This is a genomic window from Alteromonas profundi (genome assembly GCF_010500865.1).
GTDB classification, from domain to species: Bacteria; Pseudomonadota; Gammaproteobacteria; order Enterobacterales; family Alteromonadaceae; genus Alteromonas; species Alteromonas profundi.
On sequence record NZ_JAAAWN010000015.1, the window covers coordinates 90,586 to 106,538 of the forward strand.

General features: G+C 44.6%; 15 protein-coding genes and 1 other annotated feature (1 of these 16 running past the window's edge). Of the genes, 9 read left to right on the forward strand and 6 right to left on the reverse strand.

Annotated elements, in window-relative coordinates; all coding sequences use genetic code 11:
* Positions 1-113, forward strand: a sequence feature (His leader region) (it extends 9 nt beyond the left edge of the window).
* Positions 114-159: 46 nt separating this feature from the next.
* Genes hisG through hisIE form a run of 8 tightly spaced genes read left to right on the forward strand, consistent with a single transcriptional unit; the run spans position 160 to position 7,272 of the window.
* Positions 160-1,062 carry an ATP phosphoribosyltransferase gene (gene hisG / locus GTH32_RS12320; protein ID WP_163086153.1) on the forward strand — a complete coding sequence of 301 codons (903 nt, stop codon included), beginning with the start codon at positions 160-162 and terminating at the stop codon, positions 1,060-1,062.
* A 12-nt stretch (positions 1,063-1,074) separates the two neighbouring features.
* Positions 1,075-2,382, forward strand: coding sequence for a histidinol dehydrogenase (gene hisD, locus GTH32_RS12325; RefSeq protein WP_163086155.1), 1,308 nt, complete (start codon positions 1,075-1,077; stop codon positions 2,380-2,382).
* Positions 2,382-3,458 (forward strand): histidinol-phosphate transaminase, encoded by a 1,077-nt coding sequence (gene hisC / locus GTH32_RS12330; RefSeq protein WP_163086157.1) that lies wholly within the window; start codon positions 2,382-2,384, stop codon positions 3,456-3,458. The genes hisD and hisC overlap by 1 nt, the downstream gene beginning before the upstream one ends.
* Positions 3,455-4,525, forward strand: a complete 1,071-nt coding sequence (gene hisB / locus GTH32_RS12335) for a bifunctional histidinol-phosphatase/imidazoleglycerol-phosphate dehydratase HisB (RefSeq protein WP_163086159.1) — start codon at positions 3,455-3,457, stop codon at positions 4,523-4,525. Before hisC ends, hisB begins: the two co-directional genes overlap by 4 nt.
* Complete coding sequence (gene hisH / locus GTH32_RS12340; RefSeq protein WP_163086161.1) at positions 4,525-5,127, forward strand: imidazole glycerol phosphate synthase subunit HisH; 603 nt, start codon at positions 4,525-4,527, stop codon at positions 5,125-5,127. The genes hisB and hisH overlap by 1 nt, the downstream gene beginning before the upstream one ends.
* A complete protein-coding gene (gene hisA / locus GTH32_RS12345) occupies positions 5,127-5,864 on the forward strand; it encodes a 1-(5-phosphoribosyl)-5-[(5-phosphoribosylamino)methylideneamino]imidazole-4-carboxamide isomerase (protein WP_163086163.1) in 738 nt (245 codons plus the stop codon). The genes hisH and hisA overlap by 1 nt, the downstream gene beginning before the upstream one ends.
* Complete coding sequence (gene hisF, locus GTH32_RS12350) at positions 5,846-6,658, forward strand: imidazole glycerol phosphate synthase subunit HisF (protein ID WP_163086164.1); 813 nt, start codon at positions 5,846-5,848, stop codon at positions 6,656-6,658. Before hisA ends, hisF begins: the two co-directional genes overlap by 19 nt.
* A complete protein-coding gene (hisIE, locus tag GTH32_RS12355) occupies positions 6,655-7,272 on the forward strand; it encodes a bifunctional phosphoribosyl-AMP cyclohydrolase/phosphoribosyl-ATP diphosphatase HisIE (protein WP_163086166.1) in 618 nt (205 codons plus the stop codon). Before hisF ends, hisIE begins: the two co-directional genes overlap by 4 nt.
* Positions 7,273-7,345: 73 nt before the next feature.
* Here hisIE and GTH32_RS12360 read toward each other — a convergent pair whose 3' ends face one another.
* The 5 genes from GTH32_RS12360 to recR form a co-directional block, all read right to left on the reverse strand.
* On the reverse strand, positions 7,346-8,191 hold the full coding sequence (locus GTH32_RS12360) for a formate/nitrite transporter family protein (protein ID WP_163086168.1): 846 nt from the start codon (positions 8,189-8,191) through the stop codon (positions 7,346-7,348).
* 190 nt (positions 8,192-8,381) lie between these two features.
* Positions 8,382-8,777, reverse strand: a complete 396-nt coding sequence (locus tag GTH32_RS12365; protein WP_163086170.1) for an MAPEG family protein — start codon at positions 8,775-8,777, stop codon at positions 8,382-8,384.
* A 110-nt stretch (positions 8,778-8,887) separates the two neighbouring features.
* Positions 8,888-9,532, reverse strand: a complete 645-nt coding sequence (gene adk, locus GTH32_RS12370; protein ID WP_163086172.1) for an adenylate kinase — start codon at positions 9,530-9,532, stop codon at positions 8,888-8,890.
* 314 nt (positions 9,533-9,846) lie between these two features.
* Positions 9,847-11,769 carry a molecular chaperone HtpG gene (gene htpG / locus GTH32_RS12375; protein WP_163086174.1) on the reverse strand — a complete coding sequence of 641 codons (1,923 nt, stop codon included), beginning with the start codon at positions 11,767-11,769 and terminating at the stop codon, positions 9,847-9,849.
* A 144-nt stretch (positions 11,770-11,913) separates the two neighbouring features.
* On the reverse strand, positions 11,914-12,513 hold the full coding sequence (recR, locus tag GTH32_RS12380) for a recombination mediator RecR (protein WP_163086176.1): 600 nt from the start codon (positions 12,511-12,513) through the stop codon (positions 11,914-11,916).
* 99 nt (positions 12,514-12,612) lie between these two features.
* Here recR and GTH32_RS12385 point away from each other — a divergent pair, with 99 nt between their 5' ends.
* On the forward strand, positions 12,613-14,088 hold the full coding sequence (locus GTH32_RS12385; RefSeq protein WP_343033426.1) for an MBL fold metallo-hydrolase: 1,476 nt from the start codon (positions 12,613-12,615) through the stop codon (positions 14,086-14,088).
* 246 nt (positions 14,089-14,334) lie between these two features.
* Here GTH32_RS12385 and GTH32_RS12390 read toward each other — a convergent pair whose 3' ends face one another.
* Positions 14,335-14,913, reverse strand: coding sequence for an aspartyl/asparaginyl beta-hydroxylase domain-containing protein (locus GTH32_RS12390; protein WP_163086178.1), 579 nt, complete (start codon positions 14,911-14,913; stop codon positions 14,335-14,337).
* Positions 14,914-15,953: the final 1,040 nt, after the last annotated feature.

Genomic DNA, 15,953 nt, shown 5'->3' on the forward strand with positions numbered 1-15,953 from the left:
TCATCACAAAGCATAGCCTTTCAGGTTCGTGCTGGAAGGTTATTGTCTCCTTCCAGTGGCGCAGATAAAAAAATTCTCGACCCCCGGAAGGAAACTTCCGGGGGTTTTTCATTTTAAGCGCAATCGCAATATGTAGTACAACGTGTAAGGAACGTTTCAATGAGTAACAGCAAAAGACTTCGAATTGCCGTACAGAAATCAGGCCGTTTAAGCGATGATAGCATCGCACTACTTAAGGCGATCGGCATAAAACTGAACATTCGTGATCGCCTGCTGATTGCGCATTCAACTAACGAGCCTATCGATTTACTTCGTGTACGTGATGACGATATTCCTGGTCTTGTCATGGATGGTGTGGTTGATCTTGGCTTTATTGGTGAGAATGAGCTTGAAGAAAAATCGCTTGAGCGCAAAGCTGCTGGAAAGCCCTTTGAGTATGAAACCCTGCGTCGTCTAGACTACGGTGGCTGTCGTCTGTCTATTGCCGTACCTAACGAAATGGAATACCAAGGTATTGAATCGTTAGAAGGTAAAGAAGTTGCCACCACTTACCCTTATCTGCTAGAGCGCTATTTCGCAGAAAAAGGCATTAACGCTAAAGCCGTAATGCTAACCGGGTCTGTTGAGGTTGCCCCGCGTGCAGGTGTGGCCGATGCTATTTGTGATCTGGTTTCTACCGGCGCAACCCTTGAAGCCAATGGCCTAGTAGAAAAAGAAGAAATTTTCCGTTCTAAAGCGGTACTTATTAAGCGTGCTGGCGGCGAGATGAGCGATGAAAAACTAGCCCTTATCAACCGTTTAATGCCGCGCGTAGACGGCGTACTACTCGCTAAAGAAAGTAAATACATTATGCTGCACGCGCCAAAAGCATACCTTGAGCAAGTGAAAAGCTTACTACCAGGGGCAGAAAACCCTACCGTGTTACCTCTTGCAGGCAATGAAGAGCAAGTGGCCGTGCACGTAGTTTCTACAGAAACCTTATTCTGGGAAACCATGGAGAAACTTAAAGCGCTTGGTTGTAGCTCTATTCTGGTATTGCCAATCGAAAAAATGATGGGCTAAAGGCAAATAATTATGATTACTTGGTCGTCTCTATCTCGCGATGAGAAAAAAAAGGCATTGGCACGCCCCGCTATGGCCAATAGCCAACAGTTGAAACAAACAGTCAGCGACATTATTGCTAAGGTAGAAGCCGAAGGCGATAGCGCAGTATTAGACTTTACCCGTAAGTTCGACTGTTCTGATTTGCGTTCATTAGTGTTATCGCAAGAAAATATTGACTTACTTGCCGCTAAAGTTACCCCTGAGGTAGCCAGTGCTATTGATACCGCGTTTGATAATATCAAACGCTTTCACGAGGCACAGCAACCGGAAGATATTGCACTTACCACCACCAAAGGTGTGGAATGTGAGTTACGCTTTACACCGCTTGATGCAGTAGGTTTGTATATTCCTGGTGGGAGTGCTCCACTCCCTTCTACAGTATTGATGTTAGGCGTTCCCGCACTCGTGGCCGGATGCGAAAATAAGTTACTTTGTACACCACCAAATCAATCCCAACTTATCGCCCCTGAAATTGCTTACGCGGCCCGTAAATGTGGCATCGAAAACGTATTTTTGTGTGGGGGAGCACAAGCTATTGCTGCCATGGCGTTGGGTACACAAAGTATACCTCAGGTGGATAAAATCTTCGGCCCTGGTAACAGTTTTGTTACTGAAGCTAAGCAACAGGTTAGCCAGCGTGCAGACGGCGCTGCCATTGATATGCCGGCAGGCCCTTCTGAAGTATTGGTGTTAGCGGATAAATATGCCGATGCGGAGTTTGTTGCTGCCGACCTACTATCGCAAGCTGAACATGGTCCCGACTCGCAGGCTATATTGGTAAGCAACGATAGTGCTCTCATCGAAGCGACTAAAGCGGCGGTTGAACGACAACTAGCTAATCTTTCACGGGCCGAGATTGCGCGTCCTGCGATGGAAAATGCGCGCTATATTCTGGCCGACTCTATCGATGAAGCGATTAAGGTGAGTAACACCTACGCGCCAGAGCACTTAATTGTACAAATTGAAGACGCCCGTAGTTATCTGCCCAAGATTAAATATGCTGGTTCTATCTTTTTAGGCCCTTGGTCACCAGAATCGGCGGGAGATTATGCCTCGGGTACTAATCACGTACTGCCCACATACGGTTACTCAAAAAATTATTCCAGCCTTGGATTATTAGACTTTATGCGCCGCTACACTATTCAAGAGCTTTCGCAAGAAGGAATGCGAAATTTGGGCCCGGCAATAATGGCATTGGCCAGTGCTGAAGGCCTTGATGCTCACGAACAAGCCGTTGTACTGCGCATGAACAAGTTACAAAACGGGAGTGCGCGCTAATGTCGACGCTTATTGATAAGCTAATTAACGATAACTTAGTACCGTTAAAGCCGTATGAATCTGCCCGGCGCTTGTTTTCCGGAGGCCAAGACTGGCTTAATGCCAATGAATCGCCTTTTGCTAACGAGTATAGTGTAGATAGCAGTAATTTTAACCGCTATCCCTCATGCCAACCAACGGCAGTGATAGACGGGTATGCCGATTACGCTGGTTTAGACGCCTCAAATGTCCTTCTCACCCGTGGTGCAGATGAAGGAATTGAACTGCTTATTCGCACTTTTTGCACGCCAGGTAAAGATAAAATTCTTATTTGCCCACCCACTTACGGTATGTATGCAATTAGTGCAGAAACCTGTGATGTGGGCGTAGAAACCATTCCTCTTAACGAGGATTTTAGCGTAAATGTTAATGCCATCTGCGCTAACGAAGACGTGAATGTTATTTTTATTTGTGCGCCTAATAACCCAACAGGAACACAGGTTGCGCGGAACGATATAAAGCAAATACTTAATCACTTTGCTGATAAGGCGCTGGTGGTTGTAGATGAAGCCTATATCGAATTTGACGCCGACAATAGTTGGGCGAATGAAATTAGCAATCACCCTAACCTAGTGGTGTTACGCACTCTATCCAAAGCCTTTGCATTAGCCGGTCTTCGCTGCGGCTTTACCCTCGCTCAACCCGCTATTATTCAAGCTTTATTAAAGGTTATTGCGCCCTACCCCGTTCCCGAACCGGTAGCGCAAATTGCAGCTAAGGCACTGTCTACAGACACGTTAGCGTTAATAGCGCTACAAGTTGACACTATTAATCGCGAGAAAGAGGCGCTGGCGGAATCACTCGCTGCCCTAGAAGGCTTCACCCTAGTAGGCGATAGAAAAGCTAACTTTGTTTTGTTTAGATACGCAAAGTCTGGCGAACTCATGCAGTTTTTAGTTAGCCAAGGCATGCTTATTCGCGATCAATCGAAACAGCTCAACTTGAAGAACTGTTTGCGGGTTACGGTTGGGACTGAAGAGCAAAACCAGCGCTTGATGCAATTAATTAATGAATTTTTAAATGAGGACGCGGCATGAGTCAGCAAGCCATTTTATTTATAGACCGCGACGGCACTTTGGTAGAAGAGCCGCCAGTTGACAAGCAACTCGATAGTTTAGAGAAGCTGGTTTTTGAGCCAAATGTAATCCCCGTATTGCTTAAACTTAAAGCCGCTGGTTTTAAACTGGTGATGGTATCTAACCAAGACGGGTTAGGCACAGATAGTTTCCCTCAAGAAGATTTTGATAAGCCTCACAATGCTATGATGGCTATCTTTGAAAGCCAAGGTATAACCTTTGATGACGTACTTATTTGTCCTCACTTCGACGAAGACAATTGCAGTTGTCGTAAGCCTAAGCTTGGTTTAGTAAAAGACTATTTACAGCAAGGTAAGATTGATTTCACTCGCTCCTATGTTATTGGCGATCGAATTACCGATGTACAGCTTGCTGAAAACATGGGCATTAAGAGTTTTCAATATAGTCGCGAAAACCTTGACTGGAATGCCATTCAAAAAGCCATATTAGCGTCGTCGCGGATTGCTGAAGTTGTGCGTACAACCTCTGAAACAGACATTAGAGTACGTGTCGACTTAGACTCGCAAGAGAAGTCTACCATTCACACTGGTCTTGGCTTTTTTGACCATATGCTTGATCAAATTGCTACCCACGGTGGGTTTGAACTTAACGTAACGGTAGATGGCGATTTGCACATAGATGACCACCATAGTGTTGAAGATACCGCGCTTGCGTTAGGTGAAGCATTGAAAAAAGCATTAGGCGATAAGCGTGGTATTGGCCGCTTTGGTTTTGCCTTGCCGATGGATGAGTGTCGCGCCGAATGCATTATGGATATATCTAACCGCCCTCACCTTAAATTTGACGCTGAGTTCAGTCGTGATCAAGTGGGTGAAATGGCCACAGAAATGGTGCCACATTTCTTCTATTCGTTGGCACAAAGTATGGGGCTGTCATTGCACCTTTCCACCAGCGAGGGTAATGCTCATCACCAAGTAGAGAGTTTATTTAAAGTATTTGGTCGCGCCCTTCGCCAAGCCATTACCCGCCAGGGTGATGCTTTACCTAGCAGTAAAGGAGCGCTGTAATGCAAAGGCAAAAAATTGTCATTGTAAATACCGGCTGTGCCAACATTTCATCTGTTCGCTTTGCCCTTGAGCGCTTAGGCGTTGAAGTGGAGGTGTCGGATGATAAGCAGGTTATTGTTGCTGCCGATAAAGTATTCTTACCTGGTGTAGGTACAGCATCAGCGGCTATGGCTAGCATCAAACAAAAAGGGCTAGTAGAAACGCTACAGGAGTTAACACAGCCGGTACTTGGTGTGTGTTTAGGCATGCAGCTTATGGTGGCCAGTAGCGCTGAAAGCAAACAAGGTGATATTCCCTGCTTGTCTTTGATGCCGGGACATGTAGCGCGCATGCAAGCCAACGGGCTGCGCTTGCCTCACATGGGGTGGAATACAGTAACCCATAAAAACGACGACTTGTTTAAAGGCATCCCTCAAGATACATATTTTTACTTTGTGCATAGCTTCGCGGTACCTGAATATGCGCATACGTTAGCAAGTTGTACCTATGGAAGCGAGTTTTCTGCGGCCATTAATAAAAACAACTTTTATGGGGTGCAGTTTCATCCCGAGCGTTCCGGCGAAGCTGGGGCACAACTTCTTACTAATTTTGTGAACCTATAATGATTATTCCAGCCATTGATCTTATCGACGGGCACGTAGTGCGCCTGTATCAAGGTGACTACGAACAGAAAACCCAATACGAACTTAACCCTGTAGACGTTGTTCATGACTACGCCGACCAAGGCGCCACGTGGCTTCATATCGTTGATCTTACAGGGGCTAAAGATACCAACAAGCGCCAACTGTCTCTTATCAAGTCGATGGTAGACACGCAACGGATGAAATTCCAAGCGGGCGGTGGCATACGAAGCGAAGAAGAAGTTGCTCAATTACTAGAGATTGGCGTGAGTCGTGTGGTTATCGGATCTCTTGCGGTAAAGCAACCTGAATTGGTGAAGTCGTGGGTAGAAAAATATGGTCCAGAACACATTGTGTTGGCGCTAGATATCAATATTAGCGACGAAGGTGAAAAGCTTATCGCTACCCATGGCTGGCAAGAGAACTCAGGCGTAGCCCTAGAAGGCTTGCTAGAGGATTTTGCCACCGTAGGTGCTAAGCATGTACTGTGCACCGATATTAGCCGTGATGGTACGTTACAAGGCGCAAATACCGAGCTTTATCAGGAAATGGCCGCCCGCTTTGGGAATGTGAGTTGGCAGGCCTCTGGCGGCATTGGCAGCCTTGAGGACATTGAAGCGCTCAAACCTACTAACGTTGGCGGCGTGATTTTAGGCCGTGCGTTGCTTGAAGGTAAATTTACCGTGCAGGAGGCGATTGCATGTTGGCAAAACGCATAATTCCTTGTTTGGACGTACGTGATGGTAAAGTGGTTAAAGGCGTACAGTTTAGAAACCACGAAATTATTGGCGATATTGTTCCACTTGCAGAACAATACGCAAAAGCCGGAGCAGATGAGCTTGTGTTTTATGATATTACCGCAAGCTCAGATGCTCGCGTGGTAGATAAAAGCTGGGTAAGCCGCATTGCACAGGTTATCGATATTCCATTTTGTGTGGCAGGCGGCATTAAAAGCATTGACGATGCGGGGCGCATTCTGGAAATGGGCGCTGACAAAATTTCGATTAACTCTCCGGCCCTTAATAACCCTGAGCTTATTAACGCGTTACACGATGTTTACGGTCAGCAGTGTGTGGTGATTGGTATCGACAGCTTCTATAACGAAGCAACAGACCAATACGAAGTCTATAAGTTTACAGGCGATGAAAGCCGCACACAAAAAAGTAAATGGCAAACCATAGATTGGATTAAAGAAGTTCAATCACGTGGTGCCGGAGAAATTGTACTTAACTGTATGAACCAAGACGGCGTACGTAAAGGTTACGACGTTAAACAACTAAAAGCCGTACGTGATGTATGTGAAGTTCCGCTCATTGCCTCCGGCGGTGCAGGTGAAATAGCGCACTTTACCGAGGTATTTCAACACGCCGATGTAGACGGTGCTCTTGCAGCCTCAGTGTTCCACAAAGGTATTATTAACATCGATGCGTTAAAAGCAGAACTTACAAACAACGGTGTACCTATGCGTAAGCGCCATGGTTTAACCGCGCAAGCAAAAGGAGTTAATCCATGATTATTACAAGCGAAAATAGCAGTACTTTAGCGTGGGGTAAAATGGACAATTTGCTACCGGCTATTGTTCAAGATGCACTGTCGGGCAAGGTATTAATGCAAGGTTATATGGACCAAGCGGCATTAGATAAAACCCTAGAGACAGGTAAAGTTACGTTTTTCAGCCGTTCTAAGCAGCGCCTGTGGACTAAAGGGGAAACGTCTGGCAACACATTAGACCTAGTTAGCGTAGCGTGCGATTGCGATAATGATTCCTTGTTGGTGCTTGCTAACCCGAATGGCCCCACGTGTCATACCGGCGTGGAAAGTTGCTGGTTTGAAGGCAACACACCGGCGTTCACGTTTCTTGCCGACCTTGAACGCGTGCTTGCCGAACGAAAAAATGCCGACCCTAAGAGCAGCTACACCGCCAGCCTTTACAACAAAGGTATTAAACGTATAGCACAAAAAGTGGGTGAGGAAGGTGTAGAAACGGCGCTTGCCGCTACGGTACACGACAAAGAAGAGCTTAAAAACGAAGCTGCTGATTTGTTGTACCACCTGACTGTACTACTTCAAGCCAGTGATATGTCGCTAAACGATGCCCTTGAGGTGTTGCGCGAGCGTCATAAATAACGCACTGTCTTACTAAAGCTATAAAACTACTCTGCCCTTATCGCTTTATGCGGTAAGGGCATTTTTTATCTTTTCATTGCTCTATTTCTCGAACTACCTGTCCATACGCTAATAACGCAAATAACCCTGTTCCTCCTACAATATTTCCCATGAGCGTTGCCCCAATAAGCGCGGCAGTCTCGCCAATGCTAATGTGCCCTTGAAGCACAAGTAAAAAGAGCTCGGTAGAGCCCGCTATCACGTGGGTAAAATTGCCTATGGCGATAAGATACGTAAAAATTATAATCAGTAACACTTGTGAATGTTTCACCGATGGCTTCATCCATACGATGGCTGCGATTATAAAGCCAGAGGTTATGCCATAAGAAAAGGCTTCTGAGGCACTAAATTCGGCGTAGTGTTTAGAAATAGCCGTCATTCCCTCTACTAGGGCTGGAGGCACAGCTTGCAAGGTATAACTAAATACGGCAGCCAAAAAGGTACCAACCATATTAGCCGCAAACACAATTAACCACAGTCTTGTAATACAAAGCATCATATTCAGTGATGGTTTACTAAGAAGCGGTAAGATGACTGACAAGGTATTTTCAGTAAATAGCTGAAGCCGGCCCACAATGACCAAAACAAAACCTACGGTGTAGCCCAAGTTTTCAATTACAAATTGGTATTCGGAGTTTTTAAAAAGATGATGGAGGATCCCTTCGGCTAAAATGGAAATAGATATTCCTATACCCGCTGCTACGCCTGACCACCACAACGACATCATGGGGCGCTGAAGCTCTTCTAACCCTTCGCGATGTACGATGGCATAAAGAGAGACTGAATTTAAGCTTTGGTTGTCTCTTACGTCCTGCTCTTCGGTGTGGCTCAGTGCCACGTCTTTTTCCCTATTCTTTGACTGCTGCGATTTCTCAGCCATTAATGCCTCCAGCATAGCCCAATAGACTCACGTCTCGCGTTAAATCACTAAACAATTAATACGTGGGATGCCATGTAATTCGGTCACATTAATTTGCATTATTTGGCCGTATTGAAAAATAACAGCATAAAAAAGCCCCACGTTATCTACAAAAAAACGTGGGGCTTTTTTGTGAACCTGCGTTTTTTACTTATAGGCCAAAATGGATAAGCGCAAGATTTGCCACTGCAGCGATGAGCATAGCCGCAAACGTTAATAGCATACCAACGATGCGCTGCCAGCTTGCCCCCGTATGTTGGCGCAAGCCATAAGCATGAAGTACCCGGCCAAACAGCAACGCGGCAGCAAGCGCATGTACGCCCCACGCCTGCCCTGCATTAGCCTCAAAGCAAGCAATCATAATTAAGGTAATTGGCACATATTCGCTAAAGTTGCCATGGGCCCGGGTTAAGCGTTTTAAGTCTTCATCTCCGCCGTCGCCTAAGCTAATTTGCTTAGCTCGTCTTATTCCTATAACCAAAAATGACAGGTAGAGATAACAAATACCCAGCAAACTTACATAAAACGCGGTAATAGGTAACACCATATGGTGACTCCACTTTTAATAATTATAGTAAGATTAAACGCTATATAACGCTGAGTTACAAGCAACAAAAAAGGCCGCTACTGCGACCTTTTTCTCTATAGAAGCTACGACTAACCCAGTAATTCGGCAAGCTCAGCGCTTACTTCGTCTACCGGACGCGTTCCATCTAGCTTGTGATATTCACAGTTGCCAGACTCCGCTTCTTGGCTGTAGTAATTTACCAAGGGCTTAGTCTGCTCATGATAGATTGCCAAACGTTTACGTACGGTTTCTTCTTTATCGTCATCACGAATAATGAGCTCTTCACCCGTCTTGTCGTCTTTACCCTCTTCTTTAGGTGGGTTGTAAACAACATGGTAAACACGGCCTGAAGGTGGGTGAACACGACGTCCGCCCATACGCTCTACAATAACGTCATCTGGCACATCAAACTCAATGCAGTGATCCACTGAGATACCCGCTTCTTTCATCGCATCGGCTTGCGGAATTGTACGCGGGAAGCCGTCTAGTAAAAACCCATCTTTACAGTCGTCTTGCGCAATACGCTCTTTCACTAAACCAATAATGATTTCATCAGAAACTAGCTTGCCTTCGTCCATAACACGTTTGGCTGCTAGCCCCATTTCTGTGCCTGCTTTTATTGCAGCACGAAGCATGTCGCCCGTTGAGATCTGAGGGATCCCGTATTTGCCCATTAGAAACTGAGCTTGTGTGCCCTTACCCGCGCCAGGAGCGCCGAGAAGAATAATTCGCATGTGTGCGTTCTCCGCTTATGATTTTGAACTTTTTACTTCCGGCACTTTACACATTCAGCTTCAAAGTGACAAGTAGAAGCCCGTGCAAATATCAAACTTAAGACTAATAGCGAATATATATGTGTGTTATTTTCGAGCAACAACGGGGCAGTGACTACTCGTCTTCACCTGCTAGACAGAATATTGCCCATTTATAATTACACAAGATGATGATTTAAAAACTAATTATTCACCCTTTCCCACATTTTCTAGCATGCAAATAAAAAGCGAGCCTAAAGCTCGCTTTTCTTATAGTTACTTCGTGAAAATTAGCCTTATTTAGCTAACTTCATTAGCAAACTGTTTAGGTTTTGTACAAAGCTTGAAGGGTCTTTTAAGCTTCCCTGTTCAGACAGTGCAGCTTGGTCGAACAACACCCCAACCCATTCGTTGAATAAGGTCTCATCTTGTGTGTCTGCCAACATCTTCACGAGTGCATGCTCTGGGTTTAATTCAAAGTGATATTTTACATCAGGCACTGGCTGGCCGGCTGCTTGCATCAACTTCATCATTTGCGTAGTCATACCACTGTCGTCTGCTACAATGCAGGCAGGAGAATCTGTTAGACGATGTGTAAACTTAACATCACCTACTTTATCGCCCAGTGCAGTTTTTGCTCGCTCTAGAATGCCTTCAACTTCTTTCTCAGCTTCTTCTTTCGCTTTTTTGGTTTCTTCGTCTTCTAAGTCGCCAAGATCCAAGTTTGCCTTTGCAATTGACTCAAACTGCTTCTCGTTAAACTCAGTTAGGTGTGACATTAACCATTCGTCAATGCGCTCACCCATCAGCAACACTTCAATGCCTTTCTTGCGGAAGATTTCTAAGTGCGGGCTTGATTTTGCCGCTTGCAAGCTGTCAGCCGTCACATAGTAAATTTTGTCTTGGCCTTCCTTCATACGCTCAATATAGTCGGCAAGCGATACTGTTTGTGCATCAGAGTCGCCGTGGGTTGAAGAGAAGCGTAGTAAGCCAGCAATCTTTTCACGGTTACTAAAGTCTTCAGCAGGCCCTTCTTTAAGCGCGTTACCAAATTCATTCCAGAACGTCTGGTATTTTTCGGCGTCGTTTTTCGCCATTTTTTCCAGCATCTGTAGCACACGCTTAGTACAACCTTGACGAAGCGCCTGCGTAATCTTGTTGTCTTGCAAAATTTCACGAGACACATTCAATGGTAAATCGTTGCTATCAAGCAAACCTTTTACAAAACGAAGGTATGTAGGCATGAATTGCTCAGCGTCATCCATGATGAAGACACGTTGAACATACAGCTTCAAGCCATGATTCTGTTCACGATTCCACATGTCAAAAGGCGCTTTAGAAGGAATATACAGCAAGCTAGTATATTCAGTTTTGCCTTCAACTTTATTGTGGGCCCAAGCTAGAGGGTCGGCAAAGTCATGTGAAATATGCTTATAAAACTCTTTGTACTCATCTTCAGTGATATCTGATTTTTCGCGAGTCCATAGTGCTGTAGCTTTGTTTACTACTTCCCACTCACCTGGCTGGGCTGGAACTTTTTCGCCATCTGGGCCTTCACTTTCAGGCACTTCGTCTTTCCACATTTGCACCGGAATGCTGATGTGATCAGAGTATTTACTTACGATAGAGCGCAAACGCCAAGTATCTGCAAATTCAGTTTCGTCTTCACGTAGATGCAGCACAATTTCAGTGCCGCGAGATGGCCTATTGATTTCGGCGATAGTGAATTCACCCTCACCTTCTGATGTCCACTCAATGCCTTCTGCCGCATCAGCGCCAGCGGCGCGTGTACGCACTGTAACCTTGTCAGCCACAATAAATGCAGAGTAAAAGCCAACACCAAATTGACCGATAAGCTGCGAATCTTTGGCATTATCGCCTGAAAGCTTGCTAAAGAAATCTTTCGTACCTGACTTTGCAATGGTACCTAGGTTAGCGATAACCTCGTCGCGGGTCATACCGATACCATTATCTGCGATGGTGATCGTGTTAGCATCTTTATCAACGCTAATTTTTACGTTTAGCTCGCCGTCGTTCTCATACAAGCTATCATTTTCCAATGCACGGAAACGAAGCTTGTCAGCAGCATCAGCGGCATTTGATACTAACTCGCGTAAAAAGATTTCTTTATTCGAATACAAAGAGTGAATCATCAGATGCAGAAGTTGCTTTACTTCTGTCTGAAAACCGTGGGTTTCTTTATGGGCTGCTTCAGCCATAATCCAATATCTCCTCGTTGAATGGATCACGTTACTCTCTGACAGGTAGGGTCTATCAAGGTGTTTTTCAACAGTAAGCGTGAAAAATTATCCTAAATAGGGTAATTATTCGAAGGAGGGTTTAGAGCATGTGGTTATGCGCTGTTATAACTTACGACGCCCCGAGAAAGCGTGAGTGAGGGTATTACCGTCGATATATTCTAATTCGCCGCCTACGGGTACGCCATGAGCAATACGTGACGCTTCCACGTTATAGCTAGCACATACTTGCCCAATATAATGCGCTGTTGCTTCACCTTCTACCGTGGGATTGGTAGCTAAGATAACTTCGTTAATTCCACCCGCTTCTAATCTTGCTTCGAGCTCATCTAGGCCTATTTCCTTTGGCCCTACTCCGTCGATAGGGGATAGGTGCCCCATCAATACGAAATATTGCCCCTTATAACTTAGCGTTTGTTCAATAGCCAATACATCTTGTGGGCTTTCAACTATACATAATAAACCACTGTCTTCCCGCTCTGGATGTCGGCATATATGGCATAACTCGTCCTCGGTGAAAGTACGGCAGCGTTTGCAATGATGTATATGTTCCATCGCATTGTGAAGCACATTACTTAAGTCTAATGCACCACTTCTGTTACGTTCGAGCAGGTGAAATGCCATACGTTGCGCGCTTTTTTGCCCCACCCCCGGTAAACAGGTTAAGGCTTGGATAAGTTCTGACAGTAGTGGGCTAAACTTCATAAAAACACATAGCTATTAAGTAATGAGCCGCATATTAGAGAGAACCGCGAAAATTGCAAGGTAGTAGAAGACACCAACGCAAGGATATGGCGGTTAGATGTGAAACAGTGTGAACAATTTCTACACTCCAGCCGTATCGTGAATGAAACGGTAGAACTCGATGAGTGGATGAATACGAAAAACTACCCCCAATTTAAGGAGGCGTTTATGTTTTTGGAATCAATTAAAACACCGGGTATTTCCCATCTTTCCTATATTTTCGGCAATGCAGGAGAAGCCTGTGTTATTGACCCCCAACTTGATATCAAAACTTACCTAGACATTGCTAGCACACACCAATGTAAAATTACCACCGTAGTAGAAACGCATAGAAATGAAGACTTTATTTCAGGCGCACTCGCGCTACATAAGCGTACCAATGCCGAGGTATTACATGGAAAAAATGCAGATAGCACCATACAGTACGCCGACACAGTTTCTGATGGTGACAAACGTACTATAGGCGCGTGGGAAGTATCCTTCATTCATACGCCCGGCCACACCAAAGACAGTATTTGTGTAGTTATTCGCGACAAACAAACTGCCCAAAGCCCCTGTGGCGTATTTACCGGTGATACCTTATTTGTGAATGATGTAGGTAGAACAGATTTCTACCCGAATGAAAAAGAAGCTATGGCTGGCGCGCTATTTGATAGCCTACAGCGCTTATTATCATTAGGTGATGACGTAATTGTTTACCCCGCTCACGGCGCCGGTTCGGTTTGCGGCGGCGGGATGGCAGACCGTGAATTTACTACCCTTGGGGTAGAACGTAAAAATAACCCTATGTTGCAGCTAGAGAGCCGAGACGCTTTCATCGACAAAAAAGTGAATGAATCCCACTATATTGCTCCCTATTTTGAGGCAATGGAGGAAGCCAACGTGAGTGGTGTAGATGCGCCTTGGTTACCTGAAAACCTTCAACCTATTATTGGTAACGACTATGAAAGCTGGCTTGATGCTGAAACTAGGCCCGGACACCTTATTGACATAAGAAGCCATAGCGCGTTTAGAGATCAACATGTTAAGGGTAGCATCAACTTACCCGGCGACCTGTTAAGTGCGTACGGCGGCTGGCTATTAAACTACGATACCCCTATCGCGTTTGTTGCTCAAAGTTTTGAAGAGGCAAACGATGCAGCCAAACAACTATGGCGAATGGGCTTTCACAACATAGCAGGGTTCTTTAGTAACATTCCTATGCCGATAACAGAAGAAGATAAATGTATGTCACACCTGTCGTACATAACAGCCGATGTGGTTAAAAAGCGTTTAGAAGATGAGAAAAACTGGGTTTTGCTGGATGTAAGAAAGAATGAAGAAGTATCGGCTACCCCTCTCCCTGGTGCCATTCATACCTATTTAGGATACCTTAAAGAAAAATCTGAAAGTTTAAACCCTGATATTTCCTATACCTGTATGTGCGGCAGCGGTAAAAGAGCCACCGTGGCCGCGAGCTATTTACGACAGCTAGGAATTAAACATGTAGATGTGTTCAATGGCTCAATGCAAGCATGGAAAGACAGATACTATTGAACGAATCTCTCGCAGAAACAGGTGACAAGCCTATTCAGCTTAATGCTAGGGCTTGTCATCTTCGCTGGGGTGAAAAGCCTACCTCGTTTTATCTGTCTTACGTTACTTGAAAGTGCCTGGAGCATCGACCAAAGGGCTTAAACTTACATCTTTACACCATAATGCAGGGAATGGAAATCAAAGGTTAATTTAAATAAACATAGTTCTTGCCCCCCATACATACGCTTACACGCAATCGTCCCGTTCTTAATGCCCATGTTGAGCGCTGTATAACATGCGTTCAAGCCAAGCATTCACAGTAACATCCAGCACTAAGTGAACTCTGTCGATGTCGCTTTCATTCGTAACATAATGGGGATCACTCAGACGTAAATACCAGCACTCTCCCGCGTTACACGGAACCACTTTATCGTTAACCCAAAAGGTAACCTTATTGTGTGTAATAATAGGAATGTGCAACCTTACTGTGCCCATCTCGACACTTAAATCGTAATCGATATGACGTTTAATCTCGGAGCCCGCCGTTAGTTTCATCAAGCGCACCGACAACAATGGGCACATAAAAGTATTAAGCACCTTTGGTATATAATTAAGGTTTTGTAGATAAGGCGTATCGGTAATTTCGTTGCAACCAGGATTCGAGTGGCTCATTAGAATTGGATGGGTGGCATGCGCAGGGCCACGCAAAGGAATAATAGACCAATCACCTAGATAGTTTTGCTTCACAAAATGACTAACCCACTCTATAGAATCGAGTAAGCGTACGTCGCATTTCATTTTTTCAACATCAAAATTAAGTTGTAATTTCACTCGATCTGGCCACATTTAGCCCCCCCCGTATTCGACGTAAATATTTAACCTATAAAAACGCGCTGTTCGTAGGCATGCCTTAAAGGGGCGCCCCACAACATCGAATGAATGGTTTACATTAAAAAATAGATGCATTAGCTGTATAGTGAAAGTGGTTGTAAACAAATATTGGTATGGCCAAGGCATTACCGAAACTAGCTTAATTGCAGTTTTGCGTTTGGGCATACTTAGTTCCCCCAAAAGGAATAATGAGTACTATCTACGGATTTCAGTCGACCCTGCCTGCCCCTCCAGTTTTTTTAAAAAAGATGCTTCAACGACTTTTTTTGCAGCTTACGTAAAATAAAAAAGAAACATTCCGTACTTTGCAGTGGTGATTTCGACTCCCGAGTGTAGGATATTGATGTAGATGCTATTACGTGCGAAAGTAAGTAGATTGTTAAAGTTGTATACGGATTTTATCCACGTTACATAAAGGATTTTTTCCGTACATTAAATTGTTAGTACCCTCGGAGCAGGAAGCTTGAAAGTAAAACCATCCAAAAAGCTATACCTAAAAATGCTGAGAAGTCTTCTAATAATTAGCGTTTTATTCGGTTTTACTGCATATGTCTGGTCAACTTCAGTGTATGAATGTATCTCTATCTTTTCATGGGATTTTTGCGGGTCTATTGGGCAAGCAGAATTAATTTACCCGCTTTTTGCTTTAGACGTGTTCTTAGCATTTTATTTGTTATCGCCGTTTTTTACCTATTTCAGTTACCGAGAAATAATCAAAAATAGGAATAAAATTAAATAATGTTGCTAGGTAGTATTGGGTTTACGGGTACTAACAACCCAATTAACACACTCACTACGTTCGCTGGGACGCATACACGCGGGGCGGCTGCGCCATTATGCCCCACATGTCTGCGCCCGTTATTGGAAAGTTAGGTGCTTTGGTGAAAAAAATGTTTACTTCGGGATGGGAACCAACGCTTCTTTCAGAGGAAGTTTTGGCCTCTGGCGTGTGGTTTTATGATAATAAAATACCATTCAATGCAAAGTTGCTTAGA

Bases quoted from the DNA above. Each gene is read 5' to 3' on its own strand.
- hisG (WP_163086153.1), top strand. From the start codon at position 160: ATGAGTAACAGCAAAAGACTTCGAATTGCCGTACAGAAATCAGGCCGT.
- hisD (WP_163086155.1), top strand. From the start codon at position 1,075: ATGATTACTTGGTCGTCTCTATCTCGCGATGAGAAAAAAAAGGCATTG.
- hisC (WP_163086157.1), top strand. From the start codon at position 2,382: ATGTCGACGCTTATTGATAAGCTAATTAACGATAACTTAGTACCGTTA.
- hisB (WP_163086159.1), top strand. From the start codon at position 3,455: ATGAGTCAGCAAGCCATTTTATTTATAGACCGCGACGGCACTTTGGTA.
- hisH (WP_163086161.1), top strand. From the start codon at position 4,525: ATGCAAAGGCAAAAAATTGTCATTGTAAATACCGGCTGTGCCAACATT.
- hisA (WP_163086163.1), top strand. From the start codon at position 5,127: ATGATTATTCCAGCCATTGATCTTATCGACGGGCACGTAGTGCGCCTG.
- hisF (WP_163086164.1), top strand. From the start codon at position 5,846: ATGTTGGCAAAACGCATAATTCCTTGTTTGGACGTACGTGATGGTAAA.
- hisIE (WP_163086166.1), top strand. From the start codon at position 6,655: ATGATTATTACAAGCGAAAATAGCAGTACTTTAGCGTGGGGTAAAATG.
- GTH32_RS12360 (WP_163086168.1), bottom strand. From the start codon at position 8,191: ATGGCTGAGAAATCGCAGCAGTCAAAGAATAGGGAAAAAGACGTGGCA.
- GTH32_RS12365 (WP_163086170.1), bottom strand. From the start codon at position 8,777: ATGGTGTTACCTATTACCGCGTTTTATGTAAGTTTGCTGGGTATTTGT.
- adk (WP_163086172.1), bottom strand. From the start codon at position 9,532: ATGCGAATTATTCTTCTCGGCGCTCCTGGCGCGGGTAAGGGCACACAA.
- htpG (WP_163086174.1), bottom strand. From the start codon at position 11,769: ATGGCTGAAGCAGCCCATAAAGAAACCCACGGTTTTCAGACAGAAGTA.
- recR (WP_163086176.1), bottom strand. From the start codon at position 12,513: ATGAAGTTTAGCCCACTACTGTCAGAACTTATCCAAGCCTTAACCTGT.
- GTH32_RS12390 (WP_163086178.1), bottom strand. From the start codon at position 14,913: ATGTGGCCAGATCGAGTGAAATTACAACTTAATTTTGATGTTGAAAAA.